Source organism: Aeromonas sp. EERV15, from assembly GCF_900079845.1.
GTDB classification, from domain to species: domain Bacteria; phylum Pseudomonadota; class Gammaproteobacteria; order Enterobacterales; family Aeromonadaceae; genus Aeromonas; species Aeromonas sobria.
Window position 1 is genome coordinate 88,648 of sequence record NZ_FKKY02000008.1, and the last position, 17,314, is coordinate 105,961.

Below are 17,314 nucleotides of genomic sequence, written 5' to 3' on the forward strand. Positions count from 1 at the left end.
AAACACAATATTCCTTATTTAAGCTCAACAGCATGACACATTTAATTTTTATTTATCGTCATTAATACAGATTCATCAGTCCCTTATAGATAACAAGAAAATTACGCCATACAGATCCCAAAGTTGGCATGAATACGTGGCTTGAAAGAGGGATTGACCTAATTTTTAATAGCGGGCACTAGCCTGGGTGGAAATAAACGCCAACGACTGCCGATTAAAGTGCTCCGGCTGCTCCACATTGCAGACATGGCCGCAGTTTTCGATGATCTCGAGCTGGCTGTAGGGGTCGCGGGCCACCTGTTCGCGTACCGGCGCCAGAAACATATGATCCTCCTCCCCCATCACATAGAGAGTGGGAATGGGCAGGGAGCGTTCGCGGAAGTAGCGCATCAGCGGGTTGACCTCGGTGGCGAGGCGGAACCAGCGTTTGAACTCTTTCTGGCACAGCTTGCGGGCCTCGCGCACAAACAGGTTGCGCGACTCCTGATGGCGCTGGCGCGGCATGATGATGAAGGCAAACAGCCGGTAGAGCCACATATAGGGCAGGATATGCTGGCCGAGTCGGCCCAGCTGTACCAGCACCCGTGAGCGGATATCGAGCCGCAGGATGGCGCCCCCCAATACCATGCTCTTGACCCGCTCCGGGCAGAGCTCGGCCAGATGGCGGATCAGGATGGTGCCAAGGGAGATGCCGACAAAGTGGGCGCGGCGGATCTTGAGATGATCGAGCAGCCGCACGATATCTTCGGTCACTTCCCGAAAGCTGTAGTGGCCCTTGACCACCTGCTGCAGCTGGTGGGATTGGCCGTGGCCACGCAAGTCCAGCAGCAGTACGTTGAAGTGTTCGCGATAGGCGCGCAGCTGTTTGAACCAGATGGAGGAGCTGCCACCGGCGCCGTGGACAAACACTACCCAATCCCGTTCGGGGCCAAGCTCAAAGGTCTTGTGATACAGCATCTTGCGACTCCCTCATCGACGGCATTGGGGTATAGTAGGCGCGCATCTTAGCAGATAATTTCAGCAAAAAAATACGTTTACATGGTAACCGGCAAGGAGCGTGAGGATGGAGTTGACGAGTTTGAGGGCCTTTCTGCTCACCCTGCCTGGCACGCAGGAAGATACCCCGTTTGGCCCGGAGATCCTGGTCTACCGCATCGCGGGCAAGATGTTCGCGCTGGTGGATTGGCAGGCCGAACCGCTCACCATCAACCTCAAATGTGAGCCCGAACTGGCCCTGCTGCTGCGCGAGATCCACCCCGAGGTCAAACCGGGCTGGCATATGAACAAGCAGCACTGGAACACTGTGACCTTAAGCGATGCACTGCCGGACGATCTCTGGCAAGGCTGGGTGCACCACTCCTATGAACGGGTTATCGCGGGTCTGCCCAAAGCCAAACGGCCGCAGGCGCCGCAACCCCTCCAACCTACTGACGGCAAAACCCCATGACCCCAGCACTGCGTATTGTCCCACTCAGCGAGCCACATATCCCCGCCCTCGTTACCCTGTTTGAGCAGGCGGTGCGTGGCAGCGGCCCCGAGCACTACAGCGCCGAACAGGTGGAGCAGTGGGCACTCGGCGCGCACCATCCCGGCTTTGTCAGCCAGCTGCGCGAACACCACGGCTGGGTGGCGGAGCTTGGAAATGTGCCCCTCGGTTTTGTCACCCTGAGTGCGGATGGCCACCTCAGCTTGCTCTATGTGGGCGCCGACCATCAGCGGCAAGGGTTGGGCAATCTGCTGCTCACCACGGCACTGGCGGGCGCCCGGGCGCGGGGCCTGCAGCGCATCACCACCGAGGCCAGCGCCTTCAGTTATGAGCTATTTTTACGACATGGCTTTGTGTTGACCGGACTGGAGCGCGTGGAGCGGGGCGGAGTCAGTTTTACTCGCCATCGCCTGCACTGCTGCTTGCCAAGCTAGGTCAAGTCACTAAAATACGCTTAATTTTCGTATTGTTACTGTATTGAGGCAGCAACCATGGTGGTAGAAAGTGAAGGCTATATCTCGCTGATCGAGTATCTGGTGGAGAGTCTGGGATTGTTTGAATCCCAACAGCAGAGCAACGGTGAAGAGACCATCGAAGATCTGGTCAGTGGCCGTGTTGCCAGCAACCTGATGGCCATTTGCGAGCAAAACCCGCAGATCGATCCCAAGGTGCGTTTTGCCATCATGCAGGAGGCCGACGCCGTGGTCGCCGATCTGGAAGAGGTGCTCTCTGCCGTCTGGCTGCGCGCCCCGACCCCGGAACAAAAAGCCTTCCTCATTGAGTTTATTGACCTTATCAAGAACCTCTTCGACAGCGCGATCGCCTGATCTGCTGCCCGGTTCTCCCGTCCAACGCAAGGTTTTAAAACACGCAGATATGAAAAGGGCCGCCTTGGTGGGCAGCCCTGCTTGCTATCACTTTCAATCCCCCCATGCGTTCATTCATTGGGTGGTTATCAAGGCAAGAAATGTGTCTGGACTTTGCATCCGATCCCTGGACGCTACCTAGTTAGTCCCGCCTAATAGCAATAAGTTCCCGCCAGACAGCATTTATTTTCACTTTTTTAAGAAAATCCCTACAAACCCGTTCAGCGGTTCAGACTTGGCGGCAAACAGACGCCAATGCCACCCAATCCGCAGTATCCGTCCGGGTTCTTCGCCAGATATTGCTGATGGTAATCCTCGGCGTAATAGAAGGGCGCCAGTGGCAGAATGCGGGTGGTAATGGCACGACTGTCGCCGCTCGCCGTCATCGCCTGCTGATAAGCCGCCATGCTCTGCTGGGCAATGATCTGCTGGCTCTCGTCATCGAAGAAGATCACCGAGCGGTACTGGGTGCCCACATCGCCCCCCTGCCGCATTCCCTGCGCCGGATCGTGCTGCTCCCAGAACAGTCTCAGCAGATCGCCGTAGCTGATAACAGCCGGGTCAAACACCACCTGCACCGTCTCGGCATGGCCGGTCAGCCCGCTGCACACCTCTTTGTAGCTGGGATTCTGGGTGACGCCCCCCTGATAACCGGCCGCGGTGGAATAGACACCCGGTTGCTGCCAAAACAGGCGCTCCACACCCCAGAAACAGCCCATGCCAAACCAGGCCACCGCCATCCCCTCCGGCCAGGGGCCCTGGGTCGGGTTGCCGTTCACCCCATGTTGCTGACCAATCACCATCGCTTCGCGTCGTCCCGGCAGGGCATCTGCCGGTGAAATAATCTGTTCCATGAATCCTGTCCTTGTATAAAACCCTGTGAAATCACACAGCTGACGAAAAGGAGCATCGAAGATAGCAGTTTATCGCGGCGGATCAACCGGCGGGCCCCCTCCCCGCTCGCCCCATAGTGCCATCTGCACCTCCCTACCCCCTTTTCCCGATCCGCACGGCTCGGCCGCCCCAAGTAGACCAGAAACAGCCAAAACCAATATTTAGTCTTGATTTGTGAATTAATTTTCATATATTGAGCCAATCGCTGTTTTTTTATGGAAGAAATATCAAGTGCGTGAACGCGAACCCAGTCTGGTCAATGCCTTCCGGCAATCCACCCCCTATGTCAATGTGCATCGGGGTGCCACGTTTGTGCTGATGATGGGGGGAGAAGCCATCAGCCACCCCAATTTTGCCAATATCGTCAGCGATATCGCCCTGCTGCAGACACTGGGCATACGTCTGGTACTGGTGTTTGGTTCACGGCCGCAAAATGACGAGGCGCTGGCCCATGCGGGCATCGAGGCCCAGTACCACAGACGCACTCGCGTTACCGATGGTGATAGCTTCGCCATCATCAAGCAGGTGTGTGGCGGCCTGCAATACGACATCACCGCCCAGCTCTCCATGGGGCTGGCCAATACCCCGATGCAGGGGGCTCGCATCAGTGTGGTGAGCGGCAACTTCGTCACCGCCCAGCCGCTGGGGGTGGATGATGGCATCGACTTTTGCCACAGCGGCCGGGTGCGCCGCATCGACGTGGAGGGGATCACCCGCCAGCTCGATCAGAAGAGTCTGGTGCTGATCTCCCCCATCGGCTGCTCGGTCACCGGCGAGAGCTTCAACCTCAGCTCGGAAGAGGTGGCCCGCCGGGTGGCGGTGGATCTCAAAGCGGACAAGCTGATCTGCTTCAGCAGCACCCAGGGGGTAATGGACAGACGCGGCGAAGCCATCTCCGAGCTCTTCCCCGAGCAGGCCGAAGAGCTGCTGGTGGAGCTCGAGCAGGCGGGAGAAGAGATGTCCGGCACCGCCCGCTATCTGCGCGCGGCCATTGCCTCCTGCCGTGGCGGGGTGCCCCGCTCCCATCTGGTGAGTTATCAGGATGATGGCGCCATGCTGCAGGAGCTGTTCAGCCGCGACGGCCTCGGCACCCAGATCGTGCGGGAAAGTGCCGAGCAGGCCCGCGCCGCCACCATCGAGGATATCGGCGGCATTCTGGATCTGATCCGCCCGCTGGAGGAAGAAGGCATTCTGGTGCGCCGCTCCCGCGAGCAGCTGGAGATGGAGATCGACAAGTTCACCATCATAGATCGCGATGGCCTGATCATCGGCTGCGCGGCGCTCTACTGCTTTATGGAAGAGGCGATGGCGGAGATGGCCTGCGTCGCCATCCACCCCGACTATCGCAACTCCAACCGGGGGGATCAGCTGGTGGCCAAGGTGGCCGAGCGGGCCAAACGGCTCGGCATTCGCCGCTTGTTTGTGCTCACCACCCGCTCCATCCACTGGTTCCGGGAGCGGGGCTTCGATCCGCTGGAAGTGGAAGATCTGCCGGTGGCGCGCCAGCGTCTCTACAACTGGCAGCGCCGCTCCAAGGTTTTGTCAAAGACCATTGTCTAAGCCGTTGATTCTGTGTTGAGTTAGCTGACAATTTGAACTTTTTCACAAACTCGATTGACAGTGCAATCCAACGCAGGGTATTTCTAAATGCACTCCACCGCCATGGTGGAGCCAGAAGAGGAGCGCTGCCCAGGCAGCCCAAGGGAGGACGCCAGCGTCCGGTGAACTTGGGTCAGGGGGAGCAGCGCCGAGACGAGTGAGGAGACTGGTGACCTCAACGTCGGCTGCGGGGGCTGAATCCCCCGGGTTGTCATCGGTAGTGATCATCCCCCACCGCGCCCTGTCAGGGGCGGTACGGGATGGGCTCTGCAGGTGGAGTGCTTCTGGCCGGGATAGCTTCGTTCATTCCTGCCATTTTCAGCCTCCTCCTCTCTTTTTTGCCCGATGGAACCGGAATCTTAAATTAAGACAGGAGTAAGCAATGAGCCCGATCAATGTCGCCAAGTTTGGCGGAACCAGTGTCGCCAACGCCGCGGCCATGAACAACTGCGCCGATATCGTGCTGGCCAATCCCGCCACCCGGGTGGTGGTCCTGAGCGCCAGCGCCGGTGTCACCAACCTGCTGGTCGCCCTGGCACAAGGGGAGCTGGACGAAGCGGGCCGCGACGAGCAGCTGGCCAAACTGGCCGGGATCCAGCAGGCCATTCTGGCGGATCTCGGCCACCCCGGCGATGTGAGCGCCCTCATTCATGGTCAGCTCGACGAGATCCGCCTCATGGCCCAGCAAGCGCACCAGCATACCGATGCGGAGCTGGCGGATCGCCTCATCGCCTGCGGCGAGCTGATGTCTACCCGCCTCTTTACCGAGCTGCTGCGCCAGCGCGGCGTCAAGGCCCACTGGCAGGATGTGCGCCAACTGATGCGCACCGACAGCCGCTTTGGCAAAGCCACCGTCGATCTGGCCACCACCCGCACCCTCTGCCAGCAGACGCTGGGCCCGCAGCTTGGCGATACCCTCGTCATCACCCAGGGCTTTATCGGTGCCGATGGCGATGGCCGCACCACCACGCTGGGTCGCGGCGGCTCTGACTACAGCGCGGCCCTGTTGGCCGAAGCGCTGGATGCCGCCAGTATCGAGATCTGGACCGATGTGCCCGGCATCTACACCACAGATCCGCGCCTGGTGACCCGCGCCCGCCCGATCCCCGAAATCAGCTTTGTCGAGGCGGCCGAGATGGCTACCTTCGGCGCCAAGGTGCTGCACCCCGCCACCCTGCAACCGGCGGTGCGCCAGAATATTCCGGTGTTTGTCGGCTCCGCCAAGGACCCTGCCGCCGGTGGTACCTGGATCCGCGCCAGCACCGATTCAAGCCCGCTGTTTCGCGCCGTCGCCCTGCGCCGCCAACAGGTGCTGGTGACCCTGCACAGCCTCAACATGTTCCACGCCTACGGCTTTCTGGCGGAAGTGTTCGGCATTCTGGCCCGTCACCGCATCTCGGTGGATCTCATCACCACCTCGGAGGTGAGCGTGTCGCTGACCCTGGATCACACCGGCAGCCAGAGCAACGGCGAGCCGATCCTGAGCGACAAGGTACTGGCCGAGCTGGGGCACCTCTGCAAGGTGGAGGTGGAAACCGGTCTGGCACTGGTGGCGCTGATTGGCAACCGGATGAGCGAAGTGAACGGTGTGGGCAGTCTGGTCTTTGACGCCCTGCGCGAGCACAACATCCGGATGATCTGCTACGGCGCCAGCGCCCATAACCTCTGCTTCCTGGTCAAGGAGGGCGAAGCGGGCAATATCGTCAACCGCCTCCATCAAGAGTTGCTGGACTAACCACTTGAGCAAGCTGACCAGATAAGGGTCGCAGAGCGGCATACAACAGGGCGCCTTTGCTAAACCAGCAAAAGGCGCCCTGTTGATTGGCAGACCCGGTTTTTAGCCAGATCCGTTATTGAACCCTGTATTAAACCGTGCAGCTCAAGCGAGAGACGTGGCAGGCAGCTGGCAGGCCACGGCTTCGCGGCGCAGCTGCTGCAAGCGGGCCCGCAGCCCGGTCTGACCCAGCTCCGTCTCCTGAGGCGAGAGATTATCCACCAGCAGCAGATAATGATCCGTCACCGCCTGCAACAGCCAGTCGAGACGGCGCAGGGTCAGCGGGCCACAGCTCTTGCCGCTCAGATCGTCCGCCACATCGAGCCGGTGACTGCGATACATGTCCCGCCACCAGTTGGCGACCAGCGCCTCGTCGCTCGCCAGCGCGGCACTCCACTCTCCCTGCAAGGTATGCAGTCTGGCCAGCACCGGCGCACTGGCCCCTTCACGGGTAAGGTGATGGATCTCGCGCTTGACCCACTGAAGACAAAGCTCGCGCCAGTAGCGAAACTGCGGCAAGGGATCGGCCTCATCGAGCCAGAGCCCTGACAGAGTACGGGTCTCCAGCCGCTCCGGCACATGAAACTGCGGATCAACCAGACCGTTGGAGTTGTATTCAAAGCGGGGATCGAAGGTCCACATATAGCCAAAATCGAACACGCTGATCTGTTCGCCGTCGTCGAGCAGGTTGCCCGGACTCGGATCCCAGTCAAACCAGCCCCAGCGCGCCAGCTCCCCCTGCACCTCCAGCATCTGGGCCAGATTGCGCTCGTTGAGCTGATGGACCGGCACGCCCCGCAGCCAGGGTGAGACCAGCACTCCGGCCCGCGCCGAGCCAAAGCTGGTGCAGACCACATGGGAGAGGATGGTGGGATGCAACTCGCGCAGCGCCTCGATTTCGCGCCGCCGCTCCAGCTCGGTCAGAAAGGCGGTTTTGCCATCGAGGTTGGCCACCAGCGAAGCCTGACGCCGCCGCTTGAGGCACCAGTGATGCCCCTCCACCTTGAGGTGAAACACCTCGGCGGTGAGACCGTGGCGATAGACCTTGATCACGGCCGGATGGGTATCCTTCAGTCTGACCAGCTGAGCCAGCGGCAGCGGGCAGTCGCGCTCGCGTCCGATCCGGATCTCTTCCTTGCTCTCCAGCATGCGCAGCAATCTGGCCTGACGCGCCATCACCTTAGGATTCATACATATACCTCCTGTCGCTATTGAGAGACTAAACAGCGCTCCCCTCCCAGGCCAGCGGCAAAACCCCATGATGACGCTTTCATCACATATTCCGTGCAACCCCTCGATCGGGATCACAATTTGCAGGGTTGAACAGTAACCAAATATTCATTAAACGGTCATTAAATTGACAAGCTGGAACAAGGCCCGCACCATCGGGTCAAACCCTATACGGATGAACGATCTCTCCCCCACTCGCTCAAAGGATGAGCTTATATGAATCGTCCCTCCTCAGGCCGCCAACCCGTCCTGAGTCTGCCCTCTGTGGTACTCGCTCTGCTAGGCGGATTGCTGCTGCTGACCCTGCTGTTGCCGCTGGTCAATCCCGGCAGCTGGCTGGGCCGTGCCCAACCGCTGGTGTTGGGGCCTGCCGACAATCCGCTGGCCACTCTCAGCCGCCACGCCCTGCTCTATAAAAGCGACAGCCGTGGCCTCTATCTGGTGGTGCGCAGCCAGTGGCAGTTGCGTGGGCCGCTGCAAGCGGGGGACAAGGTGCGGGTAGAGCTGCTCAACGACAAGGGCGAACGGATCGACGAGCTGAGTCAGGGGGTCGATAAACGTCAGGTTTGCCGTAACAACCGCTGCACCCTGGATCTCAACAGCACCCTGCGGGCCCCGGACGATGCGCTGGATAGCCGCTATCAACTGCGCATCGGCCTGCTGCTCAAAGGTCGCCCCGAGAGCGGTGATTTCAGCCAGATCCTGCAAACCCTGCCGGAGCAGGGTTTCAACCTCACCTATCTGGTGGTGAGCCTCACACTGGTGCTGGCCCTGAGCGCCGCCGTACTCAAAACTGTGCTGCCAAAGCTGCGCCGCAGCCTGCGCTGGCGGATCATCGGCAGCCTGCTGCTCGGCAACCTCACCTTCGTGCTGCTGCACGGCTTCGTGGTGTTCAAACTGGGGGAGTTTCTGCTCTGGTCAGGCTTTCGACCGGAGCACTACTACCTCGCCTGGGGCAGCATGGTGCTGGGCTGGAGCCTCTGCGCGCTGGCAGGCTTCAACCTCTATATGGGTCTGGTCTTTACCGCGCTGTCAGGCATAGGGCTGCTGGCCAACTTTATGAAGATCGCCATCTACGGCGTGCCGCTCGGCGGGGATGATTTTGGCAACCTGCTGGCGCTGCTGCGGATCCTGCTCGATCAGCATCCCATCCTGCCCATCTTCACCGTTTTGCTGGCACTGTTTCTCTGCTGGCGCTTTGCCCTGTCACGCTGGGTCTTGCGCACGGCTGCCGCCACCGTCGCCTTCTTTGCCCTGTGCGTCTTTGCCACCCAGACCGGCAACAAGCTGCTGGGGGCCAACATTCGTTACGTGGATCGCGCGGTCAACTACCACAGGGACATCATCCGCTCCGGCCCCGGCCTCTATCTGTTCAATCTGGTGGACGAGATGCTGCAAAGCGGCAGCGTATTTCGCTACCCCTTGCAGATCAACGAGCTGACCCCACAGCTGAGCCATCCGCCCCAAGGCATAGCGCCGCGCTGGGATCTGGTGATCGTGCTGCAATACGAATCGCTCTGGCTCGACTGGCAGGGGCGGATCTGCGCCCCTGCGCCTACCCTCTCCCTGCCCGCCAGCGTGCAGCAGTGGCACAAGACTATCCACTCCCCCACCACCGGCGGCATGACGGTGCTGGCGGAGTTCGAGATGAACACCGGCCTGCCGGTGGGCTTGCTCAAGCAGGGGGTAGTGCCCTACTACTACCTCTCGGAGCAGGTGCCGGGGCTGGCCCAGAGCGCCAGACAGAGCGGCTACCAGACCCTGTTTGCCCACCCTTATGTGGAAAAATTCTGGGGCCGCGCCAAGGCGATCCCTGCGCTGGGGTATGAGGAGCGCTGGTTCGATACCCGCTTCACCACCCTTGAGCACAAGGGGCTCTATATCTCCGACGATGCGCTGATCGACCACATGCTCAAGCGCAGCGATCAGGATGACAAGCCGCTGTTTGCCTACGCGGTCACCATGCAGGGGCACGGCCCCTTCGATGGTCCCCGCTATCAGGGGCAGGAGCGCAGCGGCGCCTGCCCGAACCAGAGCGAGAGCGACACCCAGCTACTCAACACCTACTACACCGGGGTGGTGGATGCCATGGCCTCGCTGGAGCGGCTGCTCAAGACTCTCGACCAGTCGGGCAAACGCTATCTGGTGGTGGCCTTTGGCGATCACCAGCCGTTTTTGATGTCCGCCAGCAAAGGCATTCACGGTGACAAACCGGCGCGGGATGCCACCTACCAGATCCCGATGATGGCCTTTGCCCGCGCCGATGACCCCCTCAATCTGGCGACCCAGTTTGCGCCGGTGCGCCAGCTCTACCAGATGGGTCAGGCCACCCGCCAACTGCTGGCGGGGGATATCACCCCCATCGAAGAGAAACCCCTGCTCCATCCGGTGCTGGGGGAAGAGAAGGGATTCGACCCTTCAAGCCTGGTGCCGCAGATCCGTGCCAGCTTCCGGCCCGATGCCCTGCCCTGATCCCTGCCCACAAAAACAGACAAGGCCGCTAAGCGGCCTTGTTTTTTGACATCCATTTTTGACATTCATGTTTGTTCACATCAGCTGTGTGCTCATTCTGCTCGCCACCAGGGCTGCAGCAAGGTGAGTTGCTGGCGATCGAGATCGAGCGCCACCTCGATACCCAGCGGCAACGTCAGCATGGGGTGGGTATGGGCGCAATCAAACTCCGCCAGAATGGGGAAATCCGGCTCCCCCACCACCTCCAGCAGGATATCGAGAGGGCGCTTGCCGCTGCCCCGATCATTAAACAGCTCGTGCTTGCCGAGGATAAGGCCGCCGATCCGATCAAAGATGCCGCACAGCTTGAGATGGGCGAAGGAGCGCTCCAGCGTCTCGGCAGATAAGAGGCTGTCCTCCAGCAGCAGAATGTCGCCGTGCTCGATGGTCGGCATATAGGGGGAGCCCCAGATCCCCGCAATGGTGTTGAGGTTGCCGCCAATCAACCGTCCCTCTACCCGCCCCGTGCCCACCGAGATCAGTCGGTTCGGCTGGCAGAGCTTGGCCCTGGTCTGGTTCTCCCAATCCAGTCGCTCATCGCTCCATTGCACGGGGGTCGGTATCGTACAGGGCACGCCAACTTCGTCAGCCAGCGCAATCTGTAAAAAGCTGGCCAGCGTCTCATCCACCAGCGGCGGCAACTCGCCAAAGGAGGCCACCAGCGCCGGGCCATAAAAGGTGACCAGGCCTGTTTGGGCATAGATGCCGAGCAGCAGAGCCGTCACATCGGAGTAGCCGATGATGATCTTGGGATCGCGCTTGAGCGCCTCAAAATCGAGGTAAGGGAGCAGGGAATTGGAGTTGCTGCCGCCAATCACCGACATGATGCAACGTACTTCGGGGTCGCGAATAAGGGCGTTGAGCTCTTCAGCCCGCGCGGCGATGGAGCCAGAGCGCCAGTGATCCTGCTGGCCGGTGAGGCAGCCCGCCTTGAGCCGAAAGCCCTGCCCCTCAAGAAACGCCCTGGCACGGGCAAAACGGTTGGGGGCCCAGGCGGTTGCCGCGCTGGAGGGGGAGAAAAAACCGATGGTATCGCCACGTTGGAGCAGCGGGGGAACCAGTAACGTCATGACACACTCATCCTTGCCAATATCCAGTCATCACAGAGTCTTTGAGACTCCTACATAACCCCTTTTATCACAACGGGTTTTATCATTAGCGTTTAGAAATTCAAAACGCTTGATTTATTATTAACAGATATTCTAAACACCATCCCTTTCTTAGAATGACCTCATTGCGATGGCCAACCCCAGTTGGCAATCAAAACGGTCGGCCTGACAGCCCGAACATTTTCTCTCCGACTTAACTTTTCTCTCTCACTTAAATGAGGTGCCTGTCATGAACAAAAACGCATCCACCAGCGCATTGGTTGTAGAAGGCGGTGCCATGCGCGGCATATTTGCCAGCGGTGTGCTGGATGCGTTTATCGAGCATGACTATCGCCCCTTTGACTTCGCCATCGGCGTCTCGGCCGGAGCCACCAACTTGCTGGCCTACCTGGCCAGCCAGCATGGCCGCAGCCACGACATCCTGACCAAGCTGGCATGCAGCCAGGCGTTTATGGATCCCATGCGCTTTGCCAAGGGGGGCAATCTGGTGGATATCCACTGGCTGTGGAACACCAGCTGCCGCAACTACCCTCTTGATATCCATACCTATCGCGAGACCGGCATCCCCTTCTACGCGGTGGTGACCAATACCCTGACCGGCAAGGCGGAGTACATCCGGGTCAAGCCGGAGAACATGAACGAGGTACTGCCCGCCAGCTGTTCCATTCCCCTCGCCTCTGGCGAATACCCGGAGGTACACGGGGTGCCGATGACAGATGGCGGGGTGGCCGACTCCATCCCGGTGATCGAGGCCTATCGCCGCGGTGCCCGTCATATGACAGTGATCCTCTCCGAGCCGCTCGGCTACCGGCTCAAGCCGATGCCGTTCCCCTGGATGATCCGCACCCTGCTCAAGACCCGCCCCGCGCTGGCCCATGCGCTGGAGCAGCGGGATCGCAGCTACAACGAGGCGCTCGATTTTATCGCCAACCCGCCGGATGACTGCCAGATCGAGGTGATCGCCCCGGCCGACTACTTCCCCGTTTCCCGTTTCACCCGCGACATCAACAAGCTGGAGATGGGATACGTGATGGGCAAGTGCGCAGGCTATCAGGCCGCCCTGCTCAATTGATAAGGATTTTACAGGCATGACCCGACCTGCCGCGACGCACGCGCCGCAAACACAATAACAATCGGGTCAGTTGAGCAACATGAGTCATAAAAACAGACCGTGGCGAGGCAAGCGCGGCCAGAACCGATGCCAGACATCCTGACCGGCCCGCTCCTCATCCCTATGCCAGGGCATCTCACCCTCATACAAGGTGTTTATTTATGTCGTTTCTTCTCACCCATCCCGCGCTGGCGCAGCTGTTCGAGCGGCTGCTGCCCGATTACCGGATCATGGCGCCCGCGGCCGAATATCGGGGCGGTCGCTTCTCCGACACCGACAACGTCACCTATCACAGCATCCGTCATCCGGCCGATCTGGTGTGGCAGGAGAAGTCCCACTTCTCCCCGAAAGAGGTGGTGCTCCCCATCACCCAGACCCTGTTCCACTTCGACAATCTGGAGCTGCGCGAATCAAAGGTGGAGGCCAAGCCCACCCTGCTGTTCTTGCGCAGCTGCGATATCCACGCCCTGCGCCGGCTGGATCAGGTCTACCTGAACAACGGCCAGAACAGCGACGTCTACTACGCCCGGCTGCGCAGCAAGCTCAAGCTGGTGCTGCTGGAGTGCCGCGAGAGCTTCGAGAACTGCTTCTGCGTCTCCATGGGCAGCAACGAGACCCAGGACTACGCCGCCGCCATTCGTCTGAGCGATGAGGGTGCCCGTATTGAGGTGAAGGATCCCGAGCTGCTCGGCTACTTTGCCGAACTGGGTGAATCCGACGACTTCACCCCGGAATTTGTCCAGAGCAACCCGGTCAAGGTACGCACCCCGGACAGCGTCTGTGACGACCCCCAGCGGATCCGCCAGATCCTCACCGCCCATCCGGTCTGGGCCGAGTACGACAGCCGCTGCATCGGTTGCGGCCGCTGTACCACCTCCTGCCCGACCTGCAGCTGCTACAGCGTGCATGACCTCACCTATGCGGAGAACCCCAAGCAGGGCGAGCGCCGTCGCCAGTGGGCCAGCTGCATGGTGGATGGCTTTAGCGACATGGCCGGTGGCCACGGTTTTCGCGCCAAACATGGCGAGCGCCTGCGTTATCGCGCCCTGCACAAGGTCAACGACTACAAGGCCCGTCAGGGAAAGGAGCACATGTGCGTCGGCTGTGGCCGCTGCGACGATCGCTGCCCTCACTACATCTCCTTTAGCAAAATCATCAACAAGATGACCGATGTGGTCGAACAGACCATCGCAGCCGACAACGCGCAGGGGGCGAACTGATATGTGCCAGTGCCAGCAAACCGCAACAGCAAAACCGCAGCAGGACGTGGTCGAAAACCGCCTGCTGCCCAAGGCCTACACCATTCTGGCCATCGAGCGTCACACCGAGCTGGAGTGGAACTTTCGGGTCTCCCGAGACTTTGATGTCCACTACGGCCAGTTTGTGGAGATCTCCCTGCCCACCGTGGGCGAAGCGCCCATCTCGGTCTCCGACTATGGCGATGGTTATGTGGATCTGTTGATCCGCAAAGTCGGCAAGGTAACCGATGCGCTGTTTGCCCTCGATGTGGGCGACAAGGTGTGGATGCGCGGCGTCCACGGCAACGGCTATCCGCTGGAGACCTACCGCAACCAGCACCTCATCGTGGTGGCGGGCGGCACCGGCGTCGCCCCGGTCAAGGGGCTGCTGCGCCGCTTCAGCAAACATCCGGAAGAGGTGAAAACCCTCGACATGATCCTCGGCTTCAAGAACGAGCAGGCGGTGCTCTATCGCCACGAGATGCCGCTCTGGGCCGAGCAGCAGAACCTCATCGTCACCCTGGACGAGGGCAAGGAGAGCGAGCAGTTTCGCATCGGTCGGGTCACCGACTACATCGACCAGCTGGATCTCTGTGACAAGGAGGATATCCAGGTGATCGTGGTCGGCCCCCCCATCATGATCCGCTTCGTGGTGCTCGCCTTCCTCGAACGGGGCATCCCCAAGGATCGCATCTGGGTCGACTATGAACGCCGCATGGCCTGCGCCGTGGGCAAGTGTGGCCACTGCCGGATGGGCGACACCTATATCTGCGTGGATGGCCCGGTCTTTCGTTTTGACCAGGCCCAGCATCTGATCGACTGAGGGAGAACACCATGAGTCTCGATATCGACATCATCAAGGCCCGCGCCAAAAACGAATACCGCCTCTCCAAGGTGCGCGGCGAAGCGATGATCAGCGTACGCATTCCCGGCGGGATCATACCCGCCCACCTGCTGGCAGTGGCCCAGCAGATCGCCGAACAGTACGGCAACGGCTTGATCCACCTCACCACCCGCCAGAAGCTGGCGATGCCCGGCATCAAGTATCAGGACATGGACAAGGTCAGCGCCGCCCTCGAACCCTTTATCAAGGAGATCGAGGTGGAGACCTGCGGCATCGAGGTGGCGGACACCACAGCCGGTTACCAGAGCATCGGCGGGCGCAACATCGTCGCCTGTCAGGGCAACACCATCTGCCAGAAGGGCAATATCGACTGCACCGGGCTGGCCCAGCGGATGGAGAAGCACCTCTACCCCAACCCCTATCACCTCAAGATGGTGATCGCCGGCTGCCCCAACGACTGCGCCAAGGCCAACATGGCCGACTTCGGCATCCTCGGCATAGCCAAAATCCACTTCAATGCCGAGCGCTGCATCGGCTGCGGCGCCTGCGTCAAGGCGTGCAGCCACCACGCGGTGGATTGCCTCGCCATCAAGCATGGCAAGGCGGTCAAGGAGGAGAGCAAGTGCATCGGCTGTGGCGAGTGCGTGCTCGCCTGCCCGACCCTGGCCTGGCAGCGGGATCCCAAGCAGCTCTATATGGTCAAGCTGGGGGGACGCACCAGCAAGAAGACCCCCCGTACTGGCAAGCTGTTTCTCAACTGGGTGACCGAAGAGGTACTGCATGCGGTGATCAAGAACCTGTTCGAGTTCGAGGCCGAGATGCTGGATGGCAAACCCATCTACCTGCACATGGGTCACCTTATCGACAGGGCCGGTTATCACAAGTTCAAGGAGCGGGTGCTGCGCGGCGTCACCCTCAACCCGGAAGCCATGGTCGCTGACCGCATCTTCTGGGCCGAAGACCAGTACGTCGCCAACATGCACGTCAAAGCGGTGCAATAGAAAAACCTCGTTTGGGGAAGCGTGATCAAGTGGCCGACACCGGTGGGGATCTGTCGTTGGCCCGGGCGTAGATCACCCTTCCCCTTTTTTATTCCCGTTGGGGGAGCTTTCCCCCAACCATCCGGGGTGCGTCACGGCGCGCCCCGTCATCTCGCCCGGCGCGGCATTGCGAGCGGGCCAGTATCCGGAGCCTGTTATGGACTTTCTCCCTCTCTTCTGTCAGCTGCAACACAAGCCGGTGCTTATCGTCGGTGGCGGTGAGGTGGCGGTGCGCAAGGCGCGCCTGCTGCTCGATGCCAAGGCGAAGATCACCATCAATGCCCCGCACCTTGAACCCCAGCTGATGAGCTGGGCCGAGCAGGGTCGCCTGACCGTCTGCGCCGCCAATTTTCATCCCGAACTGCTCGATGGCAAGTGGCTGGTGATCGCCGCCACCAACCAGCCAGAGGTCAATCATCAGGTATTTCACGAGGCGAACCTACGCCAGATCTTCTGCAATGTGGTGGACTCTCCGGCCTACTGCAGCGCCATCATGCCCGCCATCATTGACCGCTCGCCGCTGATGGTGGCCATCTCCAGCGCAGGCGCGGCGCCGGTACTGAGCCGCCATCTGCGGGAAAAATTCGAAGCCATGCTGCCGCAACACCTCGGCCAGCTCGCGGCGCTGGCGGGCAAGCTGCGCGAGCGGGTCAAGGCCATTCCTGACAAGCTGGCCCGCCGTCGCTTCTGGGAGCGGCTCTTTAGCCACGAGCACCTCGCCCGCCAACTGGCCCGTGGCCAGCAGCAAGCTGCCGAACAGAGCGTCGCCGAGCTGCTCGATGAGCAACCACAGAGCAAGGGAAGCGTGACCCTGGTGGGCGCCGGCCCCGGCGATGCGGGCCTGCTTACCCTGAGCGGTCTGCAGCAGCTGCAGCAGGCGGATGTGGTGGTCTATGACCGGCTGGTGTCGCAGGAGGTGCTGGCACTTGTTCGCCGGGATGCCGAGCGGATCTTTGTTGGCAAGGAGGCGGGCCGCCACTGCGCGCCCCAGCAGGCGATCAACCAGCTGTTGCTGGAGCAGGCCCGCCTCGGCAAGCAGGTGGTGCGGCTCAAGGGGGGCGATCCCTTTATCTTTGGTCGGGGCGGTGAGGAGCTGGAGACCCTGGCCGAGGCGGGTATCCCCTTCTCGGTGGTACCGGGCATCACGGCGGCGTCAGGCTGCGCCGCCTACAGCGGCATTCCCCTCACCCACCGCGATCATGCCCAGCGGGTGCAGTTCATCACCGGCCACGACAAGGAGGGCAATATCGCTCAGGAGTGGTCGGCGCTGGCCGCCCCTCACCAGACTCTGGTGTTCTACATGGGGTTGGCCCACGCCGCCTGCATTCAGGATGAGCTGCAAACCCACGGCATGCCCTGCCACACCCCGGTGGCACTGGTGGAGCAAGGCACCCAGCTCAGTCAGCGGGTGGTGCGCGGCGAGCTGCAGCAGTTGGCCGAACTGGCCCGTCAGGTGAAGAGCCCGAGTCTCATCATCATCGGCTCGGTGGTCACTCTGGCCGACAAGCTGGACTGGTATGGGGAAGCCAACGCCATCCACGGCATCTAACCCCGCACGGCGATCAACCGAGACAACAAAACAGAGAGCGGCCATGCCGCTCTCTGTTTTTTG

Annotated in this window: 15 protein-coding genes and 1 riboswitch; of the genes, 11 read left to right on the plus strand and 4 right to left on the minus strand. The window is 60.8% G+C overall.

The window, feature by feature from the left end; all coding sequences use genetic code 11:
• Positions 1–165 precede the first annotated feature (165 nt).
• A complete protein-coding gene (locus BN4575_RS08765) occupies positions 166–957 on the minus strand; it encodes an alpha/beta fold hydrolase (RefSeq protein ID WP_068977903.1) in 792 nt (263 codons plus the stop codon).
• A gap of 106 nt (positions 958–1,063) precedes the next feature.
• Here BN4575_RS08765 and BN4575_RS08770 point away from each other — a divergent pair, with 106 nt between their 5' ends.
• Genes BN4575_RS08770 through BN4575_RS08780 form a run of 3 tightly spaced genes read left to right on the plus strand, consistent with a single transcriptional unit; the run spans position 1,064 to position 2,313 of the window.
• The gene (locus tag BN4575_RS08770; RefSeq protein WP_068977904.1) at positions 1,064–1,447 is read left to right on the plus strand and encodes an MmcQ/YjbR family DNA-binding protein; all 384 of its coding nucleotides are present in this window, start codon (positions 1,064–1,066) and stop codon (positions 1,445–1,447) included.
• Entirely contained in the window at positions 1,444–1,920 is a 477-nt protein-coding gene (locus BN4575_RS08775; RefSeq protein ID WP_068977905.1) for a GNAT family N-acetyltransferase, read from the plus strand. Before BN4575_RS08770 ends, BN4575_RS08775 begins: the two co-directional genes overlap by 4 nt.
• A 57-nt stretch (positions 1,921–1,977) precedes the next feature.
• Positions 1,978–2,313: a DUF3802 family protein gene (locus tag BN4575_RS08780; protein ID WP_042019186.1), complete on the plus strand. Its 336-nt coding sequence runs from the start codon at positions 1,978–1,980 to the stop codon at positions 2,311–2,313.
• 260 nt (positions 2,314–2,573) lie between these two features.
• Here BN4575_RS08780 and msrA read toward each other — a convergent pair whose 3' ends face one another.
• Positions 2,574–3,206 carry a peptide-methionine (S)-S-oxide reductase MsrA gene (gene msrA / locus BN4575_RS08785; RefSeq protein ID WP_068977906.1) on the minus strand — a complete coding sequence of 211 codons (633 nt, stop codon included), beginning with the start codon at positions 3,204–3,206 and terminating at the stop codon, positions 2,574–2,576.
• Between the two features lie 271 nt (positions 3,207–3,477).
• On the opposite strand from msrA, the gene argA reads away from it, so the two are divergent.
• Complete coding sequence (argA, locus tag BN4575_RS08790; protein ID WP_042019181.1) at positions 3,478–4,806, plus strand: amino-acid N-acetyltransferase; 1,329 nt, start codon at positions 3,478–3,480, stop codon at positions 4,804–4,806.
• 107 nt (positions 4,807–4,913) lie between these two features.
• Positions 4,914–5,137, plus strand: a riboswitch (Lysine riboswitch).
• Between the two features lie 90 nt (positions 5,138–5,227).
• The gene (gene lysC, locus BN4575_RS08795; RefSeq protein ID WP_068977907.1) at positions 5,228–6,580 is read left to right on the plus strand and encodes a lysine-sensitive aspartokinase 3; all 1,353 of its coding nucleotides are present in this window, start codon (positions 5,228–5,230) and stop codon (positions 6,578–6,580) included.
• A gap of 144 nt (positions 6,581–6,724) precedes the next feature.
• Here the strand turns inward: lysC and BN4575_RS08800 are convergent, their stop codons facing one another.
• A complete protein-coding gene (locus BN4575_RS08800) occupies positions 6,725–7,810 on the minus strand; it encodes a hypothetical protein (protein WP_068977908.1) in 1,086 nt (361 codons plus the stop codon).
• A gap of 255 nt (positions 7,811–8,065) precedes the next feature.
• Between BN4575_RS08800 and BN4575_RS08805 the strand changes: the two genes are divergently transcribed.
• Positions 8,066–10,321 (plus strand): LTA synthase family protein, encoded by a 2,256-nt coding sequence (locus tag BN4575_RS08805; protein WP_068977909.1) that lies wholly within the window; start codon positions 8,066–8,068, stop codon positions 10,319–10,321.
• A 92-nt stretch (positions 10,322–10,413) separates the two neighbouring features.
• On the opposite strand, the gene BN4575_RS08810 is transcribed toward BN4575_RS08805, so the two are convergent.
• Complete coding sequence (locus tag BN4575_RS08810; RefSeq protein ID WP_068977910.1) at positions 10,414–11,430, minus strand: S66 family peptidase; 1,017 nt, start codon at positions 11,428–11,430, stop codon at positions 10,414–10,416.
• Positions 11,431–11,698: 268 nt separating this feature from the next.
• On the opposite strand from BN4575_RS08810, the gene BN4575_RS08815 reads away from it, so the two are divergent.
• The 5 genes from BN4575_RS08815 to cysG all read left to right on the plus strand — a co-directional run bounded on the left by BN4575_RS08815 (position 11,699) and on the right by cysG (position 17,251).
• A complete protein-coding gene (locus tag BN4575_RS08815; RefSeq protein ID WP_068977911.1) occupies positions 11,699–12,541 on the plus strand; it encodes a patatin-like phospholipase family protein in 843 nt (280 codons plus the stop codon).
• Positions 12,542–12,741: 200 nt separating this feature from the next.
• Positions 12,742–13,800 (plus strand): anaerobic sulfite reductase subunit AsrA, encoded by a 1,059-nt coding sequence (gene asrA, locus BN4575_RS08820; RefSeq protein WP_068977912.1) that lies wholly within the window; start codon positions 12,742–12,744, stop codon positions 13,798–13,800.
• Between the two features lies 1 nt (position 13,801).
• On the plus strand, positions 13,802–14,641 hold the full coding sequence (asrB, locus tag BN4575_RS08825; protein ID WP_068977913.1) for an anaerobic sulfite reductase subunit AsrB: 840 nt from the start codon (positions 13,802–13,804) through the stop codon (positions 14,639–14,641).
• Positions 14,642–14,652: 11 nt separating this feature from the next.
• A complete protein-coding gene (asrC, locus tag BN4575_RS08830) occupies positions 14,653–15,663 on the plus strand; it encodes a sulfite reductase subunit C (protein ID WP_068977914.1) in 1,011 nt (336 codons plus the stop codon).
• A gap of 196 nt (positions 15,664–15,859) precedes the next feature.
• A complete protein-coding gene (cysG, locus tag BN4575_RS08835) occupies positions 15,860–17,251 on the plus strand; it encodes a siroheme synthase CysG (protein ID WP_068977915.1) in 1,392 nt (463 codons plus the stop codon).
• The last annotated feature ends 63 nt before the right edge of the window (positions 17,252–17,314 follow it).